Genomic DNA, 25,490 nt, shown 5'->3' with positions numbered 1-25,490 from the left:
TGGCCGCCATTTCCCCTCAAAAAGGACATCCGCATGAAGATCCTGATGGTGCTGACCTCGCACGACCGCCTCGGCGACACCGGCCACAAGACCGGCTTCTGGCTGGAGGAATTCGCCGCGCCGTACTACGTGTTCAAGGATGCCGGCGCCGAGATCACGCTGGCTTCGCCCAAGGGCGGGCAACCGCCGCTGGACCCGAAGAGCGACGCGGCCGATGCGCAGACCGCGGCCACGCAGCGCTTCAAGGCCGATGTCGATGCGCAGCAACAACTGGCGAGCACGCGGCCGCTGGCCGACGTGCGGATGGCGGACTACGACAGCGTGTTCTACCCCGGCGGCCATGGCCCGCTGTGGGACCTGGCCGAGGACCGCACGTCGATCGCGCTGATCGAGGCGTTCGAGCGCGCCGGCAAGCCGATCGGTTTCGTCTGCCATGCGCCGGGTGCGCTGCGCCGGGTCACCGCCGCCGATGGCGCGCCGCTGGTCAAGGGCCGCCGCGTCACCGGCTTCACCAACGGCGAGGAAGCGGCGGTCGGGTTGACCGATGTGGTGCCGTTCCTGATCGAGGACGAGTTCCAGCGGCTGGGCGGCCTGTACGAGAAGGGCGCCGACTGGGGCGTGCACGTGGTGGTGGATGGCCGCCTGGTCACTGGCCAGAACCCGGCTTCGTCGGAGGATGCGGCGAAGGCTTTGCTGGGCTTGGTGGGCAAGTAAGTGCTGGCGGCGCGCGGCTTTCGGCGGATGCCGGGTGCGTGTCGCAATGCTGCCTCGGGGGCGAGGCAAGGCGCCGGCTTGCCTTTTGTAGGAAGGGACTTCAGTCCCGACTGCTTTCGGAATCGGCCAGGTTGTTGCTTCGTTCGTCGCGACTGAAGTCGCTCCCACAAGGGCAATGGGCGATGCATGCCATGCCCGTTTTTCTGTAGGAGGGACTTCAGTCCCGAGCGCTTCCGGGATCGGCCAGGCCGCGGCTTCGTTTGTCGCGGCTGAAGCCGCTCCTACAGAGGCGCGTTGCCGCGCAGGCATCGCTGCGTTTTGTGGGAGGGACTTCAGTCCCGACTGCAGCGGAGCCGGATCGCGGCTGCGGCCCCGTGCGTCCGCGGTCTGGTCCTCGAAAGCGCTGCTCCCGCGCAGCGCTTTCGCGAGTCCGTGGCGTCGCCAGGACGTGCTCCGCGCTCAGTCGCGCCGCCACCAGCGCAGGCCGTAGGCCGGCAAGGTGCCGTCCCATTCCTGCAGCGTGGTCGCGTCGCGTCCGCCGTCGGCGATGGCCTGCCATTCGCCAGGGCCCAACGCACTGCGGTCCACCGCCACCGGTTGCGCACTGAAATTGTAGGCCGCGACGAAGTCTGCACCGCGGGCGATCCCGAGCAAGGCCGAATTGCCCAGCGGCAACGCCCGCAGCGGTTGCCCGGCAGCCAACGCGGCGGTCGCCGCGCGCGCGGCGATCAGCCGCCGCAGGCGGGTGTAGACCTGGCCGGGAAGGCTGCCTTGGTCGTCGCGCCGCGCCGCGCGCTCCCAGTCCATGACCGGACGGTGCAACCAACGGCCTTCGTGGCGGCGCAGCAGGTCGTTGCGATAGCTCGCGTCGTTGCCCAGCGCCAGTTCGTCGCCCATGTACAGCAGCGGGATGCCCGGCATCGCCAACGCCACCGCATACAGCAGCAGCAGGCGCCGGATCCCCAGCTCCAGGGCGCCGGCATCGCCGTCGGCCAGCGCCGCTTCGATGCCGACCAGCGCGGCGCTCATGCCGTTGCTGCCGTGCACGCCGTCGCCGCTGCTCTGGAACGCTTCGCCGCGCGCGTAGCTGCCCTGTACGCCGCCGGCGAAGAAGCGTGCGGCCTGCGCAAGATCGAACGGCGCGCCGCCGTCGCCGCCGTCCGCTTCGTGGCGCAGCACGTTCCAGCCGATGTCGTCGTGGCAGCGCACGTAGCTCAGCCACGCGCAGGCCGGCGGCAACGCCGGCGTCTGCGCGATCGCGCCCTGCACGATGTCGCCGCGCTGTTCGGCCAGCGCCACCCAGGCGGCCGCCATCAGCGTGCTGTGGTAGGCCAACTGGCATTCGTGGCCGCGTGCGTCGCCTTCGCCGAAGTAGGGTGGCAGCTGCGCCATCGGCACGATCGCCTCGGCCTTCAGCAGCACCGCGGGTGCGGCGATGTCGGTGAGCGCGCGCAGCGCCTGCAGGATGGTGTGCGCCTCGGGCTGGTTCATGCAGTCGCTGCCTTCGCGCTTCCACAGGTAGGCGGTGGAATCCAGCCGGAACACTTCCACGCCCAGGTTGGCCAGCTGCAGCAGCGCCAGGGCCATTTCGCCGAACACCGCCGGGTTGCTCCAGTCCAGATCCCACTGATACGGATAGAACGTGGTCCACAGCCACGCGTGGGCGTCCTCGACCCAGGTGAAGTTGCCTGGCGCGGTGTGGGGGAACACCTCGCCCAAAGTGCGTTCGTAGCGGTCGGGCAGGTGGCGGTCGGCGAAGTGGTGGTAATAGTCCAGGTAACGCGCGTCGCCCCGTTTGGCGGCCAGCGCCCAGGGATGGTCGTCGGCGGTGTGGTTGAGCACGAAGTCGGCGCACAGGCTGATGCCGGCCTCGCGCAGGCGCGTGGTCAGGGCGATCAGGTCGGCGTTGTCGCCGAGTCGCGGCTCGACCTGGCCGTAGTCGCTGACCGCGAAGCCGCCGTCGTTGTCGCCTTCGCGCATGCGCAGGAACGGCAGCAGGTGCAGGTAGCGCACGCCCAGTTCCTGCAGGTAGGGCACGCGTTCGCCGACCCCGGCCAGGGTGCCGGCGAAGCGGTCGGCGTAGGCGCTGTAGCCGAGCATCGACGGGTCGCCGAACCAGTCCGGCGCGCGCGCCGCATCCAGCTCGGCCAGTGCCGGCGGGCGTGCGCGGATGGTGGCGGCGACCGCATCGAGCCAACGCGGCAGCCATTGCGCGTAGTCCGGATGGTCGCCGTACAGGGCCTGCAGTGCGGCGAACAGGCGCGGGCCATGGGCGCCGTAGCGCGCGTGTGCGCCGGGCTGGGCGGCCAGGGCCGCCTGCACGCCGGCGTGATCGGGGAGGGGGGAGGCAACAGCGTTCATGATGGGCCGCGCCCGGGGGCGGGCGCGGCGGGCTCCTTGGGGGTCAGAAGTCGTAGCGCACGCCGACGCTGGCGGTACGGCCGGGGATGGAGCGCGCGCGGATGATGGCATTGTCCGGAATGCTCGCGTCCTCGGCCTCGGTTAGGCCGAAGGCGTCGAACAGGTTGTTGACGTTCAGCGACAGGGTCAGGGCATCGGTGACGCGGTAATTGCCGAACAGGTTCACCTGCGTGTAGCCGGGCATCTTCAACTGGTTGCTGTCCTGGGTGTAGGCCGAGCTGGTGCCGATCGCATTGACCCCCAGCTCATAGCGCTCGCCGCGGTAACTGGGGGTCAGCTGCCAGACGAACCTGGCCTGGCGGCGCGGCGTGTTGCCGGCGTTGGCCGGGGTGATCTGGTCCTTGTCGATCGTCGCATCGGTCCAGGTCGCGCCGCCGTTGAGGCCGAAGCCGCCGGCGCGGTAGGACGCTTCCAGCTCCAGCCCGTGCGCCTTGTAGGTGCGGTTGAAGAAGCGCTGGCTGGTGGCCTCGTAGTTCTGTTCCTGGGTGCGCGCGGCGAAGACGGTGGCGAACACGCTCAGGCCGCCGGCGCGCCACTTCAGGCCGCCCTCGAGTTGCTTGACGAAGTTCACCGCTTCGTCGGAAGACACCGAGCCGTCGTCGCGCACCACGCCGAACAGCAGGCGGTCGGCGTTGGCGCGCGCGCCGCGGCTGTAGCGGGCGAAGGCGGCCAGGTCGTCGTTGAGCATGTAGTTGCCGCCGAGCGAGTACGACAGGTAGTTCCAGTCGTAGTCCACCGGCTTGCGGTTGGCGTAGTCGATCGTCGCCACGCTGCGTTCCGGCGCCTGGATGATCCCGTCGCCATCGACGTCGAGATTGTCGACCAGCAGCCCGCCGGCGGTGTTGCCGCGTGCCCGGCCCATGTCGTAGCGCACGCTGGCGTCCACGCTCAGCGGGCCCTGGTCCCAGCCCAGCGCCACGTACGGGGCGTTGGTGGTGTAGCGCACGTCGTAATGGCGGGTGTTGTCGGTGCCCCAGTACGGCACGCCGTAGGCGTACAGCCCGTCCTGCGAGAGCAGGCTGCCGTCGGCGGCGACCACGTCGAGCAGGCGCGAACGGCTGGACACCGACTGCACGTAGGAATTCCAGGTCCAGTCCATGTCGATGACCTGGCGCGAGCTGTACAGGCCGGCCTTGAGGTTGACGTTGCCGCCATCGCCGTTGCCGAAGTCGCGCGCCAGGCTCAGATCGTTGACCGTGTTGCCGAGGTCGTTGATGCGGGTGTTGAACAGGTGGGTGCGCACCGCCTGGCCGCTGTAGGTCTGGCCGTCGGCATCGCGCAGCGTCGCGCCGGCGCCACCGATCTGCGCCGCCAGGCTGGCGGCGTCGGCCACTTCGGCCGGGAACGGCGAGACGAAGCGGCCGGAGGTGTCGGCGATGCGGAACTTGTCGGTCAGCGTCCAGCCGCCGCCGATGTCGAACTGCGCCTCGGCGCCGATCGCGCGCGACACCGGATGCATGCCGTCGCCGAGGTCGACGCGGGTGAGCCGGTTGCTGCCGTCCAGGCTGTTGCTGCTGCGGAAATACGGGCTGTACAGGGTATTGCGGCCCGGGTCGAAGCTGCCCACATCGTGGAAGTGCGGCGAACCGTCGCTGCCGCTGACCAGGGTCGGCACGGGGGTATAGGCGGCGGCGCGGTCGTTGAGGTACTTGGCGTAGACGCGCACGTAGCCGTTGTCGAACAGCCGGGTCAGGTTGGCCTTGAGCTGGCCGCCCTTGTCGGTGGCGTAGCCGGCGTCGCGCACGCCGTCGCCGCGGCGGTAGAAGCCGCCGACGTTGAACTGCCAGTGCTCGGCGAACGGCGCGCCGTAGTCGAAGTCCAGGCGCGTGTTGTCAAAGCGGCCGAGGCCGCGGCTGAGGCCGACGCTGCCGCCGGCGGTGTCGCCGGTCTTGCTGATGAAGTTGATGATGCCGCCGGGCGAGTTGCTGGCGAAGGTCGAGGCCGAGCCGCCGCGGATCGCCTCGATGCGCTCCAGGCTGTAGTCGGCGCGCAGGAAGATGTCGGCATTGCCGAAGGCGATGTCGCCGAATTCCAGCACCGGCAGCCCGTCTTCCTGCAGCTGCAGGAACTTGGCGCCGCCGGAGGCCACCGGCAGGCCGCGCACCGCGATGTTGGCGTTGCCTTCGCCGCCGCTGGATTCGGAGCGGATGCCGGGGATGTTGCGGAAGATCTCGGCGGTCGAGCGCGGCGCGGATTGCTCGATGGCTTCTGCGCCGACGGTGCTGACCGACACGCTGGACTTGAGCTTGCTCTTGGCGGTGGCGGTGCCGGTCACGAACACCGAGTCCAGGCTGACCACGTCGGCCTGCGCGGACGCGGGCTGGGCGGCAGGCGCGGCCGCGTCCTGGGCGAAGGCGGCCGGGGCGGCCAGGGCCGCGGCGACGGCCCAGGCCAGGGTATGCAGGCGGATCGAAGGGTGGTGCATCGCTATCTCTCCCGAAGCGAGGGGTGACGCGGGTAGGGCCTGCATGCGGCGTGCGGCGGCGTGGACCGGCGCGACGCCCATGCCGGACAGGCGGTGGGGTGGCGCAGTGATACGGCGTTTTGCAATCGATTGCAATTTGCACCGCAAAAAAATGCGGAAGTCGCCGCCTGTAGTAATGAAAGCCTGATTTATCAATCAAATAATGATGCAGCGCAGCGTTACAAACGATTGCATTAATCCCAACATCCGCTTCGCCGCCGTGGCGCGCCGCCCGCGGCGCCCTTGGCTTCCTGTCAGGCTGATGCGCATGCGCTCCGATCGCCCCTTGCTTCCGCTGTCGCGCGTGCTGGCGCTCAATGCCGGCTTCTTCGGCGTGCAGTACAGCTTCGGCCTGCAGCAGAGCAACATGAGCCCGATCTACAACTATCTGGGCGCCGATCACGCCAGCCTGCCGTACCTGTGGCTGGCCGGGCCGATCACCGGGCTGGTGCTGCAGCCGGTGGTCGGCGCGTTGAGCGACCGCACCGTCACCCGCTGGGGCCGGCGCATGCCCTACATGGTGGTCGGCGCGCTGGTGTGCAGCCTGTGCTTGCTGCTGATGCCCTTCAGCGTGGCGCTATGGATGGCGGTGAGCCTGCTGTGGATGCTGGACGCGGCCAACAACGTGGCGATGGAGCCGTATCGCGCCCTGGTCAGCGACATATTGGCGCCGCGCCAGCGCCCGCTCGGCTATCTCACCCAGAGCGCGTTCACCGGCCTGGGCCAGACCCTGGCCTATGTGACGCCTCCGTTGCTGGTGTGGTTCGGCATGAACCAGGACGCGGCCAATGCGCACCACATTCCCTACGTCACCATCGCCGCGTTCGCGATCGGCGCGGGATTCTCCGCGGCCTCGATCCTGCTCACCGCGCGCAGCGTGCGCGAGCCGGTGCTGCCGCCGCTGGAACTGGAGCGCCTGCGCGGCGCGCCGGTCGGGCCGTTGGCCACGCTGCGTGAGATCGCCGATGCGGTGCGGCAGATGCCGCCGACGATGAAGCAGATGGCGCCGGTGATGCTGTTCCAGTGGTATGCGATGTTCTGCTACTGGCAGTACATCGTGCTGTCGCTGTCGACCACGCTGTTCGGCACCACCGCGCCGGATTCGCACGGCTTCCGCGAGGCCGGTCTGGTCAACGGCCAGATCGGCGGCTTCTACAACTTCGTCGCCTTCGTCGCCGCGTTCGCGATGGTGCCGGTGGCGCGCCGTGTCGGCCCCAAGGCCACGCACGCGGCGTGCCTGCTCGCCGCCGGCATCGGCATGTGCCTGCTGCCGGTGATCCACGACCGCTGGCTGCTGCTGTTGCCGATGATCGGCATCGGCCTGGCCTGGGCGAGCATGATGGGCAATCCGTACCTGATGTTGGCCGACAGCATCCCGCCCGAGCGCACTGGCGTGTACATGGGCCTGTTCAACCTGTTCATCGTGCTGCCGATGCTGATCCAGATCGTGACCTTGCCGCTGTACTACGACTCGTTGCTGCACGGCGATCCGCGCAACGTGATCCGCCTGGCCGGCGCGCTGATGCTGATGGCGGCGGTGGCGATGCTGTTGGTGAGGCAGGGCCGGGATTCGGGAGTCGGGATTGGGGATTCGTAAAAGCGCAGCGTTGCGCGTTGAAATTCCGCGGCTAGGATTGAGAAACCGGGTTGGCTGGTACAGCGTCAGTGCGCACGTCCCGCTCTTGCGAATCCCCAATCCCGACTCCCCACTCCCGGCTCTTCACGCCGAATCGCGCACCACCAGGCTCACCGCCAGTTCCACCGATTGCAGCGGTTGCCCTTCGATCAGGCCGAGCACGCCATCCACCAGCAGCGTCGCCGCCTGCGCCAGGTCCTGGCGCACCGTGGTCAGTGGCGGCTGGCTGTAGGACGCCAGCGGAATGTCGTCGAAGCCGACCAGCGAGATGTCCTGCGGCACGCGGTGGCCGGCCTCGGTCAGCGCGCGGATCGCGCCCAGCGCGATCACGTCGGAGGCGGCGAACACCGCGTCGGGCGGATCGGTCTTCTTCAACATGGCCCGCGTCAACCGGTAGGCGTCTTCGCTGAGGAAGTGGCTGCGCGCATGTAGCCGCGGATCGAACTCCAGGCCGTGGTGCTCGAGCATGCGCCGGTAGCCGGCGAAGCGCGGCGCCACCTCCGGCAACTGCTCGTCGCCGAGGAAGGCGATGCGGCGGCGGCCGGTCTCGATCAGGTGCGCGGTGGCCAGCTCGCCGCCGCGCAGGTTGTCGCTGCCGATGCTGACGTAGGCCTGGCCGTCGATGCGGCTGCCCCACACCACCATCGGCAGGCCGCCGCGCGCGGCGGCGTCGAGCGCGGCATGCTCGGAACTTTGCCCGAGCATGATCACGCCGTCGGCGCGGCTGCCGCGCGCCAGGTCTTCGACCCAATGGTCCTGGTGCCGGTCCAGCTTGGACAACAGCATGCTGTACCCGCGCGCGGTCAGCGCATCGGCGAGCAGCGCCAGCATGGTCATCATGAACGGGTCTGACAGCGGCTGCTCATGCGCGTGCATCAGCGGCACCGCGACGCAGACGATGTTGGAGCGCCGCGAGCGCAGGCTGCGCGCGGCCAGATCGACGCGATAGCCGGCCTCGCTGGCCAGTTGCTTGATATAGGCGCGCGTGCGCCGGGCGACCACCGGGTTGTCGGCCAGCGCGCGCGAGACGGTGGATTCGGACACGCCGGCCATGCGCGCGATGTCGGCCATCTGCAGGCGCGCGCCCGGTGCGGCGCGGTCGGGTTTGTCGGGCATGCGATGTCGGCGCTGGCGCAGGGAGCGGAATCGGCAGTGTATGCCAGCCGCTGCGATGCGAGCGCCAACCCGTGAGGCAGCGCCGGCCTAGCCCATGTGCAAGCCGCCGTTGACCGCGTAGTCGGCGCCGGTGACGTAGGCGGCTTCGTCGGAGGTCAGCCAGCCGCACAGCGCGGCCACTTCCTCGGGCTTGCCGAGCCGGCGCAGCGGCACCGAGGTCGCCAGGCGGTCGAGCACGTCCGGCGGAAAGCTGCTGATCGAGGCGCTGGCGATGTAGCCGGGCGACACCGTGTTGACGGTGACCCCGCGCGAGGCCACTTCCTGCGCCAGCGCGCGGCTGAAGCCCTGCATCGCCGCCTTGGCGGTGGCGTAGTTGATCTGCCCGATCTGGCCCTTCTGCGCGCTGACCGCGCCGATGTTGACGATGCGACCCCAGCCGCGCGTGGTCATGCCGTCCACCACCTGCTTGGTGATGTTGAACAGCGAGTTCAGATTGCTGGCGATCACCGCCTGCCAATCCTCGCGGCTCATCTGCCGGAACAAGGTGTCGCGGCTGCCGCCGGCGTTGTTGACCAGCACGTCGATCTCGCCGACCTCGGCCTTGACCTTGGCGAACGCGGCGACGGTGGAGTCCCAGTCGGTGGCGTTGCCTTCGGAGGCGACGAAGTCGAAGCCCAGCTCGCGCTGCTCGCGCAGCCACGCCGACTTGCGCGGCGAATTGGGGCCGCAGCCGGCGACCACGGTATGTCCGTTGCGCGCCAGCTTCTGGCAGATCGCGGTACCGATGCTGCCCATGCCGCTGGTGACGTAGGCGATTCGTAGAGTCATGGAAGAACTCCTTCGGAGTTGGGGAATGGGGAGTAGGGAATGGGGAATGGTTGGAAGCGAGCGCCGCGTTTGCGATTCCCGTTTCCCCATTCCCGATTCCCGGCAGCCATCAAGCGGCCAACGGATACAGCGCGAACAGAAGGCTGCAGCCCATCAACAGCAACGACACCAGCACCGCCCACTTCATGGTGAAACGCTGGTGGTCGGCGAAATCGACCTTGGCCAGGCCGACCAGCAGATAGGTCGAGGGCACCAGCGGGCTGAGCAGGTGCACCGGCTGTCCGGCCAGCGAGGCGCGCGCCATTTCCACCGGGGTGATGCCGTAGTGGCTGGCCGCTTCGGACAGGATCGGCAGCACGCCGAAGTAGAACGCGTCGTTGGACATGAAGAAGGTGAACGGCATGCTGGCGAGCGCGGTGATCACCGCCAGGTACGGGCCCCAGGCATCGGGAATCACTGCCAGGAAGCTGCGCGACATCGCTTCGACCATGCCGGTATTGGAGAGGATGCCGGTGAACACGCCGGCGGCGAAGATCAGCGACACCACCGACAGCACGTTGCCGGCGTGGTTGACCAGGCGCCGGCGCTGCTCGGCCAGGTTCGGATAGTTGATCAGCAGCGCCAGCGCGAAGCCGATCATGAACAGCACCGGCATCGGCAGCACGCCGACCACCAGCGCCGCCATCAGCGCCAGGGTCAGCACCAGGTTCACCCACAGCAGCTTCGGCCGCTTGATGTCCTCGGCGTCTTCCACGGTCGGCAGCGCATCGCCGTCGTCGGCCACGCTGCTGTCCATCCAGGTGTCGCCCGGCAGCGCGGCCACGCCGAGGCGGCGCCGCTCCTGCATGCCCAGGTACCAGGCCAGCACCAGGATGCCGGCGATCGCCAGCGCCATCGCCGGCACCAGCGGCACGAACACGTCGGCCGGGTCCACGTGCAGCGCGGTGGCCGCGCGCGCGGTCGGCCCGCCCCACGGGGTCAGGTTCATCACCCCGCCGGCGAGGATGGTCACGCAGGTCAGGTTCAGCGCGTTCATGCCGATGCGCCGGTACAGCGGCAGCATCGCCGACACGGTGATCATGTAGGTGGTGGAGCCGTCGCCGTCGAGCGAGATCAGCAGCGCCAGCACCGCGGTGCCGACCACGATCTTCATCGGGTCGCCCTTGACCAGGCGCAGGATGCGCCGCACCAGCGGATCGAACAGGCCGGCGTCGATCATCACCCCGAAGTACAGGATCGCGAACATCAGCATCACGCCGGTCGGCGCGATCTTCTTGATCCCTTCCAGCATCATCTCGTTGATGCCGGTGCCGAAGCCGCCGGCCAGCGCGAAGGCGATCGGCACGATGATCAAGGCGACCAGCGGCGACAGCCGCTTGCTCATGATCAGGTACATGAAGGTGATGACCATTCCGAAACCGAGCGCGGTCAGCATGGGAGTTCCTCAGGGTGGTGCATGGAAAAAAATCGAACCCGACAGCAGGACAGGGCAGCCGTAGACCGCAAGCCGACAACGCATCAAGTCGCGTAATCCCGCCTTTGCGATTCCCGAATCCCGATTCCCCAATCCCGGCTCTCAGAAGTCGTACTGGAAGCGGCCGGTGATCGCGCGGGTGTGGTCGAGCGTGGTACCGGCCAGGTGGTCGCGGTTGCGGCTGTCGATCAGGTTCAGCATCAGGCGCAGGTTCGGCTTGAGGTACCAGTTGCCGGCCAGCGTCCACGACGCGGTGGAGGCGTCGAGGAAGTCCGCCTGGCCGTCCAGGTGCTGGGTGCCCCACATGCGGTCGTAGCGCAGCGCCAGTTCGAACGCGCCGCGCGGGTTGTTGACCTGCTTGATGCGGGTGAAGCGTCCGGTCTTGCTGTCGTAGCGGCGCGATTCGCCGGTCGCGAACCAGCTGACGAAGCCATAGGCGGACAGCACTTGCGCACGCTGCGCGCCATCGTCGAACAGGCCGCCGCTGAATTCGCCCTGCCACGACAGCGGGCCGCGCACCTGCGCGTACTCCAGCGACCATTTGTCCACGTCGGTATCGCGGCCGTCGGCGAAGCGCGCCAGGGTGATGCGGCTGTCGTCGGACAGATGGCCGGCCGGACGCGGGCGGATGCTCAAGGCCGGCGCGCCGTTGGCGCCGGGGTGGTCGTAGCGCTCGTGCGCCAGCGACAGGCCCAGGTGCAGCACGTCGCCATCGCGCGCGCCCGGCGCCCAGGTGCCGCGGCCGCCGAACGCATCGCCCTTGATGTTGGACACGTCGATGCTTTCCAGGCTGTAGACGCTGGCGGCCCATGTGTAGTCCTTGCCGGCGGCCTGCCACGACACCGCCTTGCGGTACAGCGGCGCCAGCGTGCTGGCCGCGCCGCTGCGCTCCAGGAACTGGCCGAAGTTGGAGCCGGTGCGGTCGTCCAGCGAGAAGTACTGCTTGAACTGGCCGACGCTCAGCGTGCCGGCGTCGAACTTTCGGGTCAGGTAGACGTCCTTGGCCTCGATGCCCTTGCCGTTGAAGTCGTCCTGCAGCCCGGCGAAATCGCCTTCGACCTTGTAGCCGAAGCCGAAGAACTTGCCGGACACGTCGATCCACAGCCGGCGGATCTCGGTATCGTCGGGATTGGGCGTGCCGCGCTGGTCGTTGTCGAACTGGGCGAAGTCCCAGTGCAGGCGGCCGCCGATCTCGGCGGTGACCGGGCCGTCGTCGTCGCCATCTGCTGCTTGCGCCAGCGCGGGCAGGGACAGCAAGGCGCAGGCGCAAGCGCCGCACAGGCTCGATTTCTTCAGGTTCACGTACCCTCCCAGGTGCGCGCAGCGCGTCGATGAGTCGGTAGCCCGCAGCGGAAGGCGCAGGCCAGCGTGGCTGCAGCCTAGTGCGGCGTAGCTGTCATCGACCTGTCGGTGGGGGAGCCAACCGTTTCAGGCGCGCCCGGTCGCCTGCGGTCGGACCGTCGGTCCAGGGGCGCTGGCGGCCGGCGCAGTGCTCGTCGTTGTGCAACCGGCGCAGTCTAGGTAGGTTATCGGCGCTGGACTTTCGGCCAGCGGGAGACCGCGTTCCCTCGTGTCGCAGCATCTCCCTGGCCCCAATCGCGCGTCATCGGAGTCGCCATGCGTAGAGTGCTCGCCGGCCTGTCGGTCCTGGTTCTCGCGGTCGGAGCGTTCATGCTTTGGCAGCGGTCGCCTGTCGCCGCACGCTCGCAGCCAGGCACCGTCGCCTCTGCTGCCGCCGCTGAGGGCGAGGCGCGCGATGCGCGCGCCGCCGGCGCCAAAGCGCGCTCAGGGACGGACCTGCTTCGAGCCGAGGAGACCTCACCCGACATCACCGAAACGTTCCCTGCACCGCAGGATCGCCCGCCGGCAGCGGCGGCGGAGATGGCGTTTCTCACGGGGAAGTCGATCGACGGCGAGACGGCGATGCGTGTCATCGGCGGCAAGGACTTCGACCTGATCCTGCAAAAGGTGGCAAGCCAGGCCGAGTCCGACGGTGTGGCCAAATCCAGGGCCTACAAGAGGAATTTCAGGGACTACTTGAGCGAGGCCGATCCCGGTTTCGCGCTCAAGGATGTCGCATGCGGAACCCATGTCTGCATGGCATCGGCTTCGAATACGCATCTCAGCGATGCGCAATTCTCCGCCGCAGTCCAGGCCATGGCCGGCGCTGTCGATACGCCGATGTATTCCATCGTCATGCAGACGTTGCCGGATCCGGCCGTGCCAGGCGCTTACCTGCACCGCCTCATCTTCACCACGGATCCGAGCATGGCGTCGATCAGCGTGCGGTCGCTGTGAACGCGCCCTCAGTGGGCGCAGCGGCGGTGGCCGTGATCTGCGATTTCGATGCTGCGCATCGTCCCGACCTCGATCGCCGGCTGCCAGCGCGGCGCAAGCGGGTTGGCAGCCGCCGGCATAATGGCATTTGCCAATCCCCAATCCCGGCTTTCCACAGCCGTACGGCTGGTCATCCCCAATGCGTCTCTTGTTAGTCGAGGACAACGCCGATCTGGCCGATGCGATCGTGCGGCGCATGCGCCGCAGCGGGCATGCGGTGGACTGGCAGAGCGATGGGCTGGGCGCGGCCAGCGTGCTGCGCTACCAGAGCTTCGACCTGGTGGTGCTGGATATCGGCTTGCCTGGGCTGGATGGCTTGCGCGTGCTGGCCGGGCTGCGCGAGCGCGGCGATACCACGCCGGTGCTGATGCTGACCGCGCGCGACGGCATCGAGGACCGGGTGCAGGCGCTGGACGTGGGCGCCGACGATTACCTTGGCAAGCCGTTCGACTTCCGCGAGTTCGAGGCGCGCTGCCGGGTGCTGCTGCGGCGCAATCGCGGCAACGCCAGCGAGGTGGTGCAGCTGGGCGGCTTCGCCTTCGACAATGCCGCGCATACGGTCAGCCTGGACGGTGCGCCGATCGAGTTGCCCAATCGCGAATACCGCCTGCTGGAGATCCTGATCGGCCGGCTCGGCCAGGTGGTGGGCAAGGACGAGATCGGCAACGGGCTGTTCGGCTTCGACGACGAGGCCGGGCCGAATGCGATCGAGCTGTACGTCGGGCGCCTGCGCAAGAAGCTGGTCGGTGCGCCGCTGCGCATCGTCACCGTGCGCGGGGTCGGCTACAAGCTGGAAGCGGCCGGGATCGATTCGCCGCCAGCGACGCCGCAGGACCCAGGCGGCGATGGCTGAGGCCGCGCTGCCGGCACCGTCGATCCGGCGCACGCTGCTGCTGTACCTGGGGGCGCTGTCGCTGCTCGGCGCGGTGGCGCTGTTCTTCGCCGCGCGCGACTACGGCCAGCGTGCGGCCAACCGTTCCTACGATCACCTGCTGGTGTCCTCGGCGCTGTCGATCGTCGATTCGGTGGCGCTGGCCGACGGGCAATGGCAGGTGGACCTGCCGTACGCGGCGCTGGACCTGTTGGCGATGGCGCCGGAGGACCGGGTGTTCTACCGGGTGTTCGATGTGCGCGGGCGCACCATCACCGGCTACGACGATCTGCCGAAGGCGCCGTCGCTGCCGCGTGCCAGCGCGGCGCCGCGCTTGTTCGACGCGTTCTACAGCGGCGAGCAGGTGCGCTTCGCGGTGGTGGCGCGGCGGGTGTCGTCGGCCGCGGCGCAGGATGAGGTGTGGGTGCAGGTCGGGCAGACCCGGCGCGCGCGCGAAGCGCTGGCGCAGGATGTGGTGCTGCACGCGCTGGTCGCGATCGCGGTGCTGTCGCTGCTGTCGCTGGCGCTGGTCTGGCTGGGGGTGTATCGCGCGTTGCGTCCGCTGCAGCGGATCGAGCGCGACCTGTCGCGGCGCGAACCCTCGGAGCTGAAGCCGCTGGCGCTGGCCGCGCCGCAGGAAATGCACCAGATGGTGGCGGCGTTGAACCGCTTCATGGCGCGCCTGGCGAGCAGCAACGAGACCTTGCGCGCGTTCATGGCCGAGGCCGCGCACCAGATGCGCACGCCGCTGGCCGCGTTGCGCGCGCAGGCGCAGCTGGCGCTGGACGACGACGATCCGCGCGACATGCGCCGCAGCCTGGAGGCGATCGAGCGCAACGCCACGCACATGAGCCGCCTGCTCAACCAATTGCTCAGCGACGCCAGCGTGATCCACCGCGCCAACCTGCAGCGCTACGCCAGCGTGGATCTGGCCGAGGTCGTGCATCAGGCGCTGCACGAAGCGCTGCCGCAGTCGCAACCGCGTCCGCGCGTGCAACTGGCCATCGCCAGCGAGCCGGCGATGGTGCGCGGCGACGCGCTGCTGCTGCGCGAGGCGATCAAGAACCTGATCGACAACGCCTGCAAGTACGGCGGCGACGGCGCGCTGCAGGTTGCGCTGACCTGCGAAGCGCGCGATTGCGTGGTGACCGTGGCCGATCACGGCCCGGGCATCGCCGCCGCCGACGCCGAGCGCGTATTCGAGCGCTTCGCGCGCGGCGAGGGCGCGGCCGCCGGCGGTGCCGGGCTCGGCCTGGCGATCGTCAAGCGCGTGGTCGACAGCCACGGCGGGCGCATCGATCTGTCCAACCGCGTCGGTGGCGGCCTGATCGCCAGCCTGCGCCTGCCCAGGTTGCACCCATGAGCTCGCATTTCCTGCTGCGTACGGCTGCCGCAGTGCTGGTCGTCCTCTTCGCCCACGCCGCGCTTGCCGCGCCCGGCGACATCCGCCGCTTCCCGGCGCAGGGCAGCGCCCAGGCGCAGCTGTGCATCCAGGGTTCCACCGACATCGAGGTGTTCGCCGCGGTGATCGGCGACTACCAGCGGCTGCACCCGCGCACCGAGGTGGTGTACCAGGACGTGATCGCCTGGGACATGTACCAGCGTTACCTGCATCCGCGGGCCGGCGCACGCTGCGCCGACCTGCTGATCAGCGCCAGCATGGACCTGCAGACCAAGCTGGTGAACGACGGCCACGCGCTCGCGCACCGCTCGCCGCAGACCGAGGCGCTGCCGGCGTGGGCGCAATGGCGGCATGAAGCGTTCGGGATCAGCTACGAGCCGGTGGCGATCGTCTACAACAAGGCGCGGCTGCCGGCGGCGCAGGTGCCGCGCACGCGCCGCCAGTTGCTGGAGCTGCTGCGCGCGCCGGGCATGCCGCTGCGCGGCAGGATCGGCACCTACGACGTGGAGCGCAGCGGCGTGGGCTATCTGTTCGCGACCCAGGACGGGCAGATCGGCAGCATGGCCGGCGCCTTGCTGGCGGCGATGGGCGACAACCAGGTGGTACTGGAAGAACGCACCGGCGTGCTGCTGGACCGGGTCAGCCGCGGCGAACTGCTGCTGGCCTACAACGTGCTCGGGTCCTACGCGCAGGCACGGATCGACGCCGGCGCGCCGCTGGCGATCGTGCAGCCGGAGGACTACACCCTGGTCGCGCTGCGCACCGCGGTGATTCCGCGCGATACGCCGCACGCGGCCGAGGCGCTCCGGTTCCTCGACTATCTGCTGTCGCCGCGCGGGCAGCAGGTGCTGTCGCGCGAGGCCTGGCTCAAGCCGATCCTGCCGGGCGCCGGCGGCACGACGCCGGCGGCGACTCCCGCATTCCGCCCGATCGCGCTGGGGCCGGGCTTGCTGGTGTACCTGGACGCACTCAAGCGCCGCCAGTTCCTGGATGCCTGGCGCAGCAGCATGCGCCGCCATCCGCCGCGCTGAACGCGCCGCGGCGGGAGCCGGCGTTCAACGCGCGAAGTGCGGCGGCTGCGCGGTGGAGTGCAGGATGCGCACGCTGTCGCCGAGCTGTTCGGGCGCGCCGCCGGCAAGCAAGGCCTGCACGCGCGGCCGGTCCGGTGCCGCGCCGGCGCCCAGCCCCACCCAGGCGTTCTTGCCGGCGCCCTTGGCCGCGTACAGGCAGCGATCGGCCAGGCCCACGCTCTGCTCCCAATCGCCCAGCGCCGGCCACGCCGCCACCAACGGCCATGGCGCGAAACCGATCGAGCAGGTCAGCGCCAGTTCGTGCTGTTCCAGCGCGAAACGCTGCGCGGCCACCGCCGCGCGCAGGCGCTCGGCCAGCGCCTCGGCGGCGCCGTCGCGCGGCAGGCGGGTGACCAGCACGAATTCCTCGCCGCCCCAGCGCACCAGCAGGTCGCGGTCGCCGCACAGCGCGCGCAGGCTGTCGGCGCAGTGCACCAGCGCGGTGTCGCCGGCCTGGTGGCCGTAGTCGTCGTTGATGCGCTTGAAGTTGTCGAGGTCGATCATGAAGAAATACAGCGCATCGGCGCTGCTGCCGGCGTCGAGCTGGGCGCGCAGCGTCGGGCATTCGCGGGCCAGCCAATCCTGCAGTTCGCGGCGGTTGGAGACGCGGGTCAGCGGGTCCAGGCGGGTGGCCGCTTCCAGTTGCGCATTGCTCTGCAGCAGCTGCTGGTTGGCGCGCTCCAGCTGCCGCGTGCGCTCGGCGACGGTGAGGTTCAGCAGTTCCACCATGTCGCGCTCGCGGTTGACCGTGCGGCGCACGCGTTGCGCGGCCAGGCCGAGCAGCAACAGGCCCAGCAGCGCGTAGCCGGCATACGCCAGCGGATGCCGCCACGGCGGCGGCCGCACCTCGATCCGCAGCGTGCGCGCGGCGCCGAACTGGCCGTCGCGTCCGGCCGCCTGCAGCTCCAGCGTGTAGCGGTCCGGCGGCAGATGGCTGACCGAGAATTCGCTGTGCGCGGTCTGCGGATAGACCCAGCCCTGGTGCAGGCCGTCGACCCGGTAGCGCAGCCGCGCCGTGCCCGGCGCGGTGAAGTCGATCGCGGTCATGCCCAGGGTGAACACGTTGTCGCGATAGTCCAGCGCGATGTCGTGCGCATACACCACGTCGGTCTCGGTCTGCCGCTTGCCGTCGTGGCTGCCTTCGCTGGCGTCGAGCACGCGCAGGTCGGTCAGCACCGCGCGTGCCGGGTTGCTGCGCAGCGGCAGCTTGCGCGGGTCGATCACGTCCACGCCCTGCGTGCCGCCGAAATACAGCAGGCCGCGGCTGTCGCGATAGCCCTGGCCGCTGTTGTATTCCTGGTTCTGCAGGCCGTCGCGGCTGCCCAGGTTCTGCACGATGCGGGTGGCCGGATCGAGCACGCTCAGGCCGTTGTTGGTGCTCAGCCACAACCGTCCCTGCGGATCCGGCAGGATGGTGTAGATGACGTTGCTGCTGAGGCCTTCGCGGTCGGTGTAGCGCACCGCGACGTCGCGCTTCAGGTCCACCGCATACAGTCCGCCGGAGAACGTGCCGACCCACAGCACGCCGTCCTTTTCGTAGAGCGACCACACCGACGGATACAGGCCGGCGCCGCCGGGGCGATAGGGCTCGGCCGGCCGGTCGCCGCGCATCCGCCACAGCCCGCAGTCGTTGCAGCCGATCCACAGCGTGCCCTGGGTGTCGCGGTACACCCGGGTCAGCGTGCGCCCGGCCAGCGGCGCCCAGCGCGGATCGTCCTGCACGCGGCCGTCGACCACCCGGGTCAGGCCGCGGCGCGTGGCCACCCACAGCGTGTCGCCTTCGCGCAGCAGGGCGTTGACGTGCGCATCGGCCAGGCCGTCCACGCGCGCCAGCGCGCCGCTGCCGTCCAGGCGCCACAGGCCGTGGCGGGTTCCCAGCCACCAGTGGCGGCCGTCGCCCTCGATGGCGCGCACCATGCGCGTGGCCAGCGCGGCCGGGACCTGCCAGGGCGCGCGGCCGCGCTCGCGCAGCAACAGCCCCTGGTCGGTGCCGATCAGCATGCGCGCGCCGTCGCGCCAGATGCTGCGCACGCTGGGACTGGGCCAGGCATGGGTGTCGCTGAGGTCTTCCTCGTCGTTGCGGATCACCGCCGACATCGGCCGCACCCGGTACAGGCCGGCGGTGTAGGTGCCGATCCACCAGGTGCCGTTGCCGTCCTGATAGAACCGGGTGATGGCGCTTTGCGGCGGCACGTCGAAGCTCAGCCGCCGCGGCGTCGCCCCATCCTTGTCCAGCTGCGTCACCGTGGCATTGGTGGAGCCGACCAGCACCCGCCCGTCGGCCAGGCGGATCAGCGCGCTGAGATCGCTGTGCCCGGCGAGCAGTTGCTGCGTGCTCCAGTGGGCGAGCGTGGCGCCTTGCGTGTCGAGCTTGAACAGCCCGGCGCTGGCCGAGGCCAGCCACAGCCCTTCCGGCCCGGATTGCAGGCCCACGCATTCGTCGATGCCGGGCGGCGCCGGCAGCGCCTGGCGTGCGCTCGCGCCGAGCAGCCACAGCCGGCAGCGCCGGTCCAGCGCCACCGCGCGCTTGCCGTCGGGCATCCAGGTCAGGCCGACCACCGGCGCATCGCCGCCCAGCGGCAGCACCCGGCTCAGCGTCGCGTCGACGCGGTCGATGCCGTGTTCGGTGCCGAGCCAGGCGCCGCCCTGCGGATCGATCAGGATGTTCATGATGCGGTTGTGCGACAGGCCGTCGGCCACGCCCAGCCGATGCCGCTTCCAGGTGGCCAGATCGATCACTTCCAGGCCGGCGTCGTTGCTGCCCAGCCACAGGCGGGTGCCGCGGGCCTCGAAGGCGAGGCTGTCGATGCTGCTGCTGAGCAGGCTTTGCCGGTCGCTGGCGTTGAGCTCGTGCCGGTAGACGCGGAACAGATGGCCGTCGAAGCGGTTGAGGCCCTCCTGCGTGGCGATCCACAGGAAGCCCTGGTCGTCGCTCTGCAGCGCGGTGATGGTGAGTTGCGACAGCCCGTCGCCCAGGCCGAAATGCTCCAGGCTGCTCGGCAACTCGGTGTCGTCGCCGTCGCTGGCGGCTGTCGCGGCGAGCGTCGCGGCCACGCTCGCGCCTGGCGCCAGCAGCGCCGCCAGCAGCGCGCAGCGGCACCCGGTCGGGCGCAGGCCGCGCAGCAGGGTCGAAAGAGTCCGGATCACGCCTCGCTATCGGCCGCCGGCGTTGCGGCTTGAACGCGGCCAATGCCGGGGGCGGTGCGATTCCTGGCGCAGGGCCGGCACGGCGGCGGCCGCGCATGCCAGACTGTAGGCATGGATGCGCCCACGATTCTGGTCGCCGACGACCATCCCCTGTTCCGCGCCGCGGTGCTGCACGCGCTGCGCCAGGCCTTGCCGCGCGCGCGGGTCACCGAGGCGTCCAGCGCCGCCACGCTGGATGCGGCGCTGGCCGCGCAGGCGCACGCCGACCTGGTCCTGCTGGACCTGGCGATGCCCGGCGCGCGCGGCTTTTCGGCGCTGCTGCACGTGCGCGGCGAACGTCCGGAGGTGCCGGTGGTGGTGATCTCCTCCAACGACCACCCGCGGGTGATCCGCCGTGCGCAGCAGTTCGGCGCGGCCGGCTTCATTCCCAAGTCCTCGCCGGCCGAGACCATCGGCATCGCGGTGGCGATGGTGCTCGATGGCGGCACCTGGTTCCCGCCGCTGACCGCCGCGCGTTCGGAAGCCGACGCGCAACTGGCCGCACGTCTGGCGCAGCTGACACCGCAGCAGTTCCGGGTGCTGCTGTGCCTGGCCGACGGCCTGCTCAACAAACAGATCGCCTACGAACTGGGCCTGGCCGAGAACACGGTCAAGGTGCATGTGACGGCAATCCTGAAAAAGCTCGAATGCCACAGCCGCACCCAGGCCGCGGTGCTGGTCAAGGCGCTGGAGCCGGAAGGCGAGGCCTGAACCCCGCGCGCGGCGATCGGCCATGCGATGGGCCGGGAGCGTTTTCCGCCGCGCCCGGATACGCGATGCTATGCACTGGCGCCCGCGCTTCCTGCGGGCGGAAAGGACCCCCGGACCATGCCTATCCGCAACGAGCAGATCGCCTACTACCCGTTCCTGCAGGAAATGCTGGACGACGACTATTTCCCTTCCTTTCTGGTCGGCAAGGGCCAGAAGATCCTGTTGCGGCTGTGCGAGGCGATCGAGGCGCAGGCCCCGCCGGACCTGCCGGCGCTGTACCGGCTCACCCATGCCGCCACCGAGGAATTCAACGCGCTGGCGCTGGAGTTCGAGGCGCACGACAGCGAGATCGAGACCGCTGCGCGCGACAACATCGGCGTGGACTTCCTGTACATCGCCAAGACTTACGGCTTCGATGCCGCCGATGCCGAGGAGTTGATCGCGCCGCGCGAGTGGTGAGCGGGGCGGGGGTGGATCGGGCGTCGGTGGGGCTATGCGCGCCGGCTGTTCCCTTCTCCCACCGGGAGAAGGTGCCCCGCAGGGGCGGATGAGGGTACGGGCGCAGCCTCGTGCATCCAACTCCGCGAGTCGCTTTCGCGCCGGACCCTCACCCCAACCCCTCTCCCGACGGGAGAGGGGCTAGTGCCTGTTCCCTTCTCCCACCGGGAGAAGGTGCCCCGCAGGGGCGGATGAGGGTACGGGCGTAGCCTCGTGCATCCAACTCCGCGAGTCGCTTTCGCGCCGGACCCTCACCCCAACCCCTCTCCCGACGGGAGAGGGGCTAGCGCTGTTCCCTTCTCCCACCGGGACCATGGCCCCCTTTTCGGGGGAAGGTGCCCCGCAGGGGCGGATGAGGGTGCGGGCGCAGCCTCGCGCACCCAACTCCGCGAGTCGCTTTTGCGCCGGACCCTCACCCCAACCCCTCTCCCGATGGGAGAGGGGCTGATGCTCCGGTGGGAGCGAGGCTCAGCCCCGTCGCAACAGCATCTGCGTCATCAGCGCGCGCAGCGCCGGCGCGCGCACCGGCTTGGACAGGAAGCCCCATCCCTGCGCCTGGGCCAGCGCGCGCAGCGCCGGATCCGGTTCGGCGGTGACCAGGATCACCCGCGGTTCGGCGTTCCAGCGCCCGCACAGCTGCGCGAACAAGGCCGGGCCGTCGCGCTCGCCCATGCGCACGTCCAGCAGCACCAGCTCCGGCGCCTGCGCCGGTTGCGCCGCGGCCAGCGCCTCTTCGGGCCCGGCGGCCAGTTCCACCCGGCACGCCCAGCGTTCCAGCAGCGCGCGGCTGGCCTCGCAGACGCGCGGGTCGTCGTCGATGCACCACACCCGGCAGCCGTGCAGGATCGGGTCGTCGCCGTTGTCGCTGGCCACCGCGGTCGGCGCCTGCGCCTGCGCCGCGGCGGCGGCGTCGCCCAGCGCCACGGTGACCGCGAACACGCTGCCGCGGCCGAGCTGCGAGCGCAGGCCGATGCGGTGGCCGAGCAGGCGGCCGATGCGCTCCACGATCGCCAGGCCGAGGCCAGCACCGCGGTCGTGGGCGACGCCGTCGCCGAGGCGGCGGAACTCTTCAAAAATCTCCTGTTGCAGCGCCTCGGGGATGCCTGGGCCCTGGTCGTGGACCTCGATGCGCAGGCTGTCGCCGTCGCGGCGGCAGCCCAGCAGCACGCGTCCGCGCGGGGTGTAACGGATCGCGTTGGACAGGAAGTTCTGCAGGATGCGCCGCAGCAGCGTCTCGTCGCTGCGCACCGCGGCGCGGGTGGGCACGTAGTCCAGGCGCAGGCCGCGGTCCTCGGCGACGATGCCGAACTCGTGCGCCAGGGTCTGCAGCAGCGGCCCCAACGCGAAGTCGCGCACCTGCGTCTTCAGCGTGCCCGCTTCCAGCCGCGAGATGTCCAGCAGGCTGTTGAGGATCGCGTCCTGCGCGACCAGCGCGTTGTCGACATGGTCGGCGATCTGTCGCGCGTCGTCGTCGTGCAGCTTGCCGCGCAAGGCGGACACGAACATGCGCGCGGCGTTGAGCGGCTGCAGCAGGTCGTGCACCGCCGAGGCGACGAAGCGGGTCTTGTAGCGATTGGCGTTCTCGGCCTCGCGCTTGGCGTCGGCCAGGTCGCGGGTGCGCTCGGCGACACGGTGCTCCAGTGCGTCGGCCAACGAACGCAGTTCGCGCGCGGCGTTCTTGTAGCTGGTGATGTCGGCGTAGCTGGTGACGAAGCCGCCGTCGGGCAGCGGGTTGCCGCGGATTTCCAGCACCGTGCCGTCGTCCTTCTCGCTCTCGCGCATGTGCGGGCGGCCGCTGCGCAGGTGGTCCAGGCGGCGCTGGATCGCCGCTTCCACCGGGCCGGGACCGAGCAGGCCGCGGCGCGCGTTGTAGCGAAACACGTCCTCGATCGGGCGGCCGATGCGGATCAGCTCCGGCGGGAAACGGAAGATCTCCAGATAGCGCGAATTCCACGCCACCAGACGCAACTGCGCATCGATGATCACCACGCCCTGCGGCAGGTGCTCCAGGCTGCGGCTGAGGCCGGTGTCGGCCTGTTGCGCGGCCTGCACCACGCCGTCCTGCGCGGTGCGCAGTTCCTGCGCATGCTGTTGCAGCAGCGATTCCAGCTCGCGCCGGCTGCGCTGGCGCAGCCGCGCCAGGCGCTGGCGTTGCTGGAACAGCAGGCCCAGGAACACCAGCGCCAGCCAGATGCCGGCCGCGGCCAGCGCGGCCGCGCGGCCGGCGGCGCGGCTGCCGCCGATGTCGTGCAGCAGGTGCAGGCGCCAGCCGCTTTCCGGCAGCGCCATGCTCTGCCACAGCAGCGGCGCCGATTGCGCGGGCGCGTCGATGCGCATCACCTGGCCGCCGTCGTCCAGCGCGGCCAGGCTGCGCCGCCGCGCCGGCAGCAAGGTCTGCCGGGCGTATTGGCGGGTGGCGAGCAGTTCGTCGCGTTCGTGCGCGCTGAGCGGCTGCAGCTGGCGGTAGCGCCAGGCGTCGCGGCTGGACAGGAACACCACGCCATGGCGATCGCTGACCAGCACCACGTCGGGCACGCGCAGCCATTCGCGTTCCAGCGCGGCCAGTTCGATCTTGATCACGATCACGCCCAGGGTGCGCCCGGTATCGTCGCGGATCGCCTGCGACAGGAAATAGCCGGGCACGCCGGTGGTCATGCCGATGCCGTAGAAACGGCCGCTGCCCTGCGCCAGCGCCTGCTTCACGTAGGGACGGAAGCTGTAGTCGGCGCCGACGTTGCTGCTGGCCAGGCGCCAGTTGCTGGCGGCCACGGCGACGCCGTCGGCGTCGATCAGGGTCAGCGTCGAGGAACGGGTGACGTCGTTGGCGCGTTCCAGCTTTAGGTTCAGCCGCTGGTGGTCGGCCGGGTCCAACGGCTGGGTCAGCGCATCGCGCAGTTCCGGATCCAGCGCCAGCACCTGCGGCAGCGTGCGGTAGCGGTCGATGCGCTGCTGCAGGGTCTGCGCGTACAGCTCCAACTGCTGGCGCAGTTGCCGGCTCTCGGCGCGCAGCGCGCGCTGTTCGGCGAAATGCCCGGCCGACAGCATCGCCAACGCCATGCCGCCGAGGGCGGCGAGCAGGAGCAGGACGAAGCGGCGATAGCGCAGGGCGGGATACATGCGGAGTGGGCGCGGTCGGGACGGTATCCTGCCAGCTTAGCGGCAGCGGCACGCGTGCTGGCGATTCGTTCCGCGGACGGTCGCAGCGTCGCCGCGATCGCGCAAACGGCCGCCGCGGACGGGGGCCGAATGCACGACGGCAGCGCCGGCCCGAGGGCGGGCCGGCGCTGCCGTCGTGGGTCTTCGTTGTGAACGCATCCGATCGGACAATGCCGATCGGGTGCCGATCAGGAGCTGCCGATCAGAACTGCACCTGCGCGCGCAGGTCGATCGAGTCCGGCTTGGTGTGCACGCCGGCGCGTTCGGCATCGGCGCGCACGTAGTTGGCCTGGAACTTGAAGTGGCTGGTCAGGTACCAGTTGGCGCCCACGGTCCAGTCGTGCTGGCGGCCGCCAAGCACCGTGCCGTCGTCCAGATCCAGGCGGCTGTAGCGCAGCAGCAGTTCGACCGCGCCGTAGGCGTTGGCCGGCTTGATGTTGGCCACGTTGCCGGCGCTGTACGGACGCGACTCGCCGGTCAGCACGTAGCTGGCGAACACGTACTGGCCATCGGCGGTGTAGTCCGGGCGACCGTTGTCGCGGGTGACCTCGGCGCGCAGCGCTTCGCCCTGCATCGAGAACGGACCCTTGATCCAGATCGCTTCTAGCCCGGTCCGGCGCACCTGGTCGGCATCGACCAGGGTGCCCGAATCGACCAGGCGCACGTCGGTCAGGCCGGCTTCCGGGCGCGCACGCAGGCGCACGCGCGGGCTGAAGCTCACGTCCAGGCCGTTGTGGTAGCCGCGCGGGTTTTCCTGCGAATACGCCAGGCCCAGATGCAGCACGTCGCCCTCGGCCTTGAACGGGGTCCACACGCCGCGCACCGCCTGGGTGGTGCCGGGGTTGTCGCCCTGCAGGTCCTTGCCGCCGTACGCGCCGGCCTGCAGCAGGTACTGCGGGCGCTCGAAGGTCCACTCCACGCCGGTGCGGCGGCCCTGGTAGATCGCCTGGATCGGCAGCGCGGTTTCCAGGAAGCTGTCGGCACGCGAACTGGTCACGCCTTCCAGGCCGACCGGCACCTTGATGTAGCCCAGCCGCACCTTGCCGTAGTCGCTGCCGAACAGCGCCTTGGTCTCGAAGCGGAAGAACACGTCCAGCCACAGCTTGGACTGGAAGTCGAAGTACACCATCGCGTCGTACACGCCCTTCTTCTTCAGCGTGGCGCCGAATTCCTTGCGGCGGAACGCGTTGTCGTCTTCCAGGCGCGCGTCGTCGTCGGAGAAGTTGTTCCAGTCGTAGCCGTAGTTGCCGGTCACGGCCAGTTCGGTGCCGTCGCTGAAGGCGACCTTGGTCGGCCAATCGTCGAACCCGCTGGCGGCAGCGGCAGGAGCGGCGGCGGTCAGGCACAGCGCAGCGAAGAGAAGGGTATGGCGCATGGTGTGGTCGTCTTCTTGATGAGGAAAAAAGCGCGCCGGCACTCGACTGACGGGACGGCAAGGCTTGCGCGGGCGGTGCAGCGTGATGCCGACCACGACCTTCCCTCGGCCGCGGTGCGGGGCGCATCGCCGGAACAACGAGCCGCCCGCATGCAATAGCGGACGAATCCGGCGGTTCTTTACAGCGGTGTTGCGATCCTGCGACGGCGCATCGCCCCTGAATACGCATGC

At 69.8% G+C, this 25,490-nt stretch carries 19 protein-coding genes; 9 read left to right on the top strand and 10 right to left on the bottom strand.

Features of this window, described 5'->3' with window-relative positions; genetic code table 11:
• Positions 1-33: 33 nt before the first annotated feature.
• Positions 34-714, top strand: coding sequence for a type 1 glutamine amidotransferase domain-containing protein (locus tag H9658_RS04965; RefSeq protein WP_191824550.1), 681 nt, complete (start codon positions 34-36; stop codon positions 712-714).
• Positions 715-1,173: 459 nt separating this feature from the next.
• Here the strand turns inward: H9658_RS04965 and H9658_RS04960 are convergent, their stop codons facing one another.
• Together H9658_RS04960 and H9658_RS04955 are read right to left on the bottom strand one after the other, a co-directional pair.
• Positions 1,174-3,075, bottom strand: a complete 1,902-nt coding sequence (locus H9658_RS04960; RefSeq protein ID WP_225209740.1) for an alpha-amylase family glycosyl hydrolase — start codon at positions 3,073-3,075, stop codon at positions 1,174-1,176.
• Between the two features lie 43 nt (positions 3,076-3,118).
• Positions 3,119-5,560, bottom strand: coding sequence for a TonB-dependent receptor domain-containing protein (locus tag H9658_RS04955; protein ID WP_225209739.1), 2,442 nt, complete (start codon positions 5,558-5,560; stop codon positions 3,119-3,121).
• Positions 5,561-5,620: 60 nt separating this feature from the next.
• Between H9658_RS04955 and H9658_RS22860 the strand changes: the two genes are divergently transcribed.
• Positions 5,621-5,797 (top strand): hypothetical protein, encoded by a 177-nt coding sequence (locus H9658_RS22860; protein WP_225209738.1) that lies wholly within the window; start codon positions 5,621-5,623, stop codon positions 5,795-5,797.
• Positions 5,798-5,867: 70 nt separating this feature from the next.
• Positions 5,868-7,196, top strand: coding sequence for an MFS transporter (locus tag H9658_RS04950; protein ID WP_191824549.1), 1,329 nt, complete (start codon positions 5,868-5,870; stop codon positions 7,194-7,196).
• Between the two features lie 123 nt (positions 7,197-7,319).
• Here H9658_RS04950 and H9658_RS04945 read toward each other — a convergent pair whose 3' ends face one another.
• The 4 genes from H9658_RS04945 to H9658_RS04930 all read right to left on the bottom strand — a co-directional run bounded on the left by H9658_RS04945 (position 7,320) and on the right by H9658_RS04930 (position 11,955).
• Positions 7,320-8,351 (bottom strand): LacI family DNA-binding transcriptional regulator, encoded by a 1,032-nt coding sequence (locus H9658_RS04945; protein WP_179567149.1) that lies wholly within the window; start codon positions 8,349-8,351, stop codon positions 7,320-7,322.
• Between the two features lie 87 nt (positions 8,352-8,438).
• Positions 8,439-9,179 (bottom strand): acetoacetyl-CoA reductase, encoded by a 741-nt coding sequence (gene phbB / locus H9658_RS04940; protein ID WP_179567147.1) that lies wholly within the window; start codon positions 9,177-9,179, stop codon positions 8,439-8,441.
• A 109-nt stretch (positions 9,180-9,288) separates the two neighbouring features.
• The gene (locus H9658_RS04935) at positions 9,289-10,614 is read right to left on the bottom strand and encodes a CitMHS family transporter (RefSeq protein WP_191824548.1); all 1,326 of its coding nucleotides are present in this window, start codon (positions 10,612-10,614) and stop codon (positions 9,289-9,291) included.
• A 141-nt stretch (positions 10,615-10,755) separates the two neighbouring features.
• On the bottom strand, positions 10,756-11,955 hold the full coding sequence (locus tag H9658_RS04930) for an OprO/OprP family phosphate-selective porin (protein WP_191824547.1): 1,200 nt from the start codon (positions 11,953-11,955) through the stop codon (positions 10,756-10,758).
• A 315-nt stretch (positions 11,956-12,270) separates the two neighbouring features.
• Here H9658_RS04930 and H9658_RS04925 point away from each other — a divergent pair, with 315 nt between their 5' ends.
• Complete coding sequence (locus H9658_RS04925; RefSeq protein WP_191824546.1) at positions 12,271-12,951, top strand: hypothetical protein; 681 nt, start codon at positions 12,271-12,273, stop codon at positions 12,949-12,951.
• An 8-nt stretch (positions 12,952-12,959) separates the two neighbouring features.
• Here H9658_RS04925 and H9658_RS04920 read toward each other — a convergent pair whose 3' ends face one another.
• Positions 12,960-13,124 (bottom strand): hypothetical protein, encoded by a 165-nt coding sequence (locus tag H9658_RS04920; protein ID WP_191824545.1) that lies wholly within the window; start codon positions 13,122-13,124, stop codon positions 12,960-12,962.
• 5 nt (positions 13,125-13,129) lie between these two features.
• Between H9658_RS04920 and H9658_RS04915 the strand changes: the two genes are divergently transcribed.
• From H9658_RS04915 to H9658_RS04905, 3 genes are read left to right on the top strand one after another with little or no spacing between them, the layout of a single operon-like run.
• On the top strand, positions 13,130-13,843 hold the full coding sequence (locus H9658_RS04915; RefSeq protein ID WP_179567141.1) for a response regulator transcription factor: 714 nt from the start codon (positions 13,130-13,132) through the stop codon (positions 13,841-13,843).
• Entirely contained in the window at positions 13,836-15,224 is a 1,389-nt protein-coding gene (locus H9658_RS04910) for a sensor histidine kinase (protein ID WP_191824544.1), read from the top strand. The genes H9658_RS04915 and H9658_RS04910 overlap by 8 nt, the downstream gene beginning before the upstream one ends.
• Entirely contained in the window at positions 15,221-16,294 is a 1,074-nt protein-coding gene (locus H9658_RS04905; RefSeq protein WP_191824543.1) for an ABC transporter substrate-binding protein, read from the top strand. The genes H9658_RS04910 and H9658_RS04905 overlap by 4 nt, the downstream gene beginning before the upstream one ends.
• A gap of 24 nt (positions 16,295-16,318) precedes the next feature.
• On the opposite strand, the gene H9658_RS04900 is transcribed toward H9658_RS04905, so the two are convergent.
• Positions 16,319-19,480: a diguanylate cyclase domain-containing protein gene (locus H9658_RS04900; protein WP_318241174.1), complete on the bottom strand. Its 3,162-nt coding sequence runs from the start codon at positions 19,478-19,480 to the stop codon at positions 16,319-16,321.
• Between the two features lie 111 nt (positions 19,481-19,591).
• On the opposite strand from H9658_RS04900, the gene H9658_RS04895 reads away from it, so the two are divergent.
• Both H9658_RS04895 and H9658_RS04890 read left to right on the top strand, forming a co-directional pair.
• Positions 19,592-20,230 (top strand): LuxR C-terminal-related transcriptional regulator, encoded by a 639-nt coding sequence (locus H9658_RS04895; RefSeq protein WP_191824542.1) that lies wholly within the window; start codon positions 19,592-19,594, stop codon positions 20,228-20,230.
• A 117-nt stretch (positions 20,231-20,347) separates the two neighbouring features.
• Positions 20,348-20,689, top strand: a complete 342-nt coding sequence (locus H9658_RS04890) for a DUF5713 family protein (RefSeq protein ID WP_053839186.1) — start codon at positions 20,348-20,350, stop codon at positions 20,687-20,689.
• Positions 20,690-21,196: 507 nt separating this feature from the next.
• On the opposite strand, the gene H9658_RS04885 is transcribed toward H9658_RS04890, so the two are convergent.
• Positions 21,197-23,845, bottom strand: coding sequence for a hybrid sensor histidine kinase/response regulator (locus tag H9658_RS04885; protein ID WP_191824541.1), 2,649 nt, complete (start codon positions 23,843-23,845; stop codon positions 21,197-21,199).
• Between the two features lie 241 nt (positions 23,846-24,086).
• Positions 24,087-25,259, bottom strand: a complete 1,173-nt coding sequence (locus H9658_RS04880) for an OprO/OprP family phosphate-selective porin (RefSeq protein WP_179567122.1) — start codon at positions 25,257-25,259, stop codon at positions 24,087-24,089.
• Between the last annotated feature and the right edge of the window lie 231 nt (positions 25,260-25,490).

The sequence above is a fragment of the Xanthomonas bonasiae genome (assembly GCF_014836395.1).
GTDB lineage: Bacteria > Pseudomonadota > Gammaproteobacteria > Xanthomonadales > Xanthomonadaceae > Xanthomonas_A > Xanthomonas_A bonasiae.
Note: the sequence above shows the minus strand (reverse complement) of the source record. Positions and strands in the feature narration are given on the sequence as shown.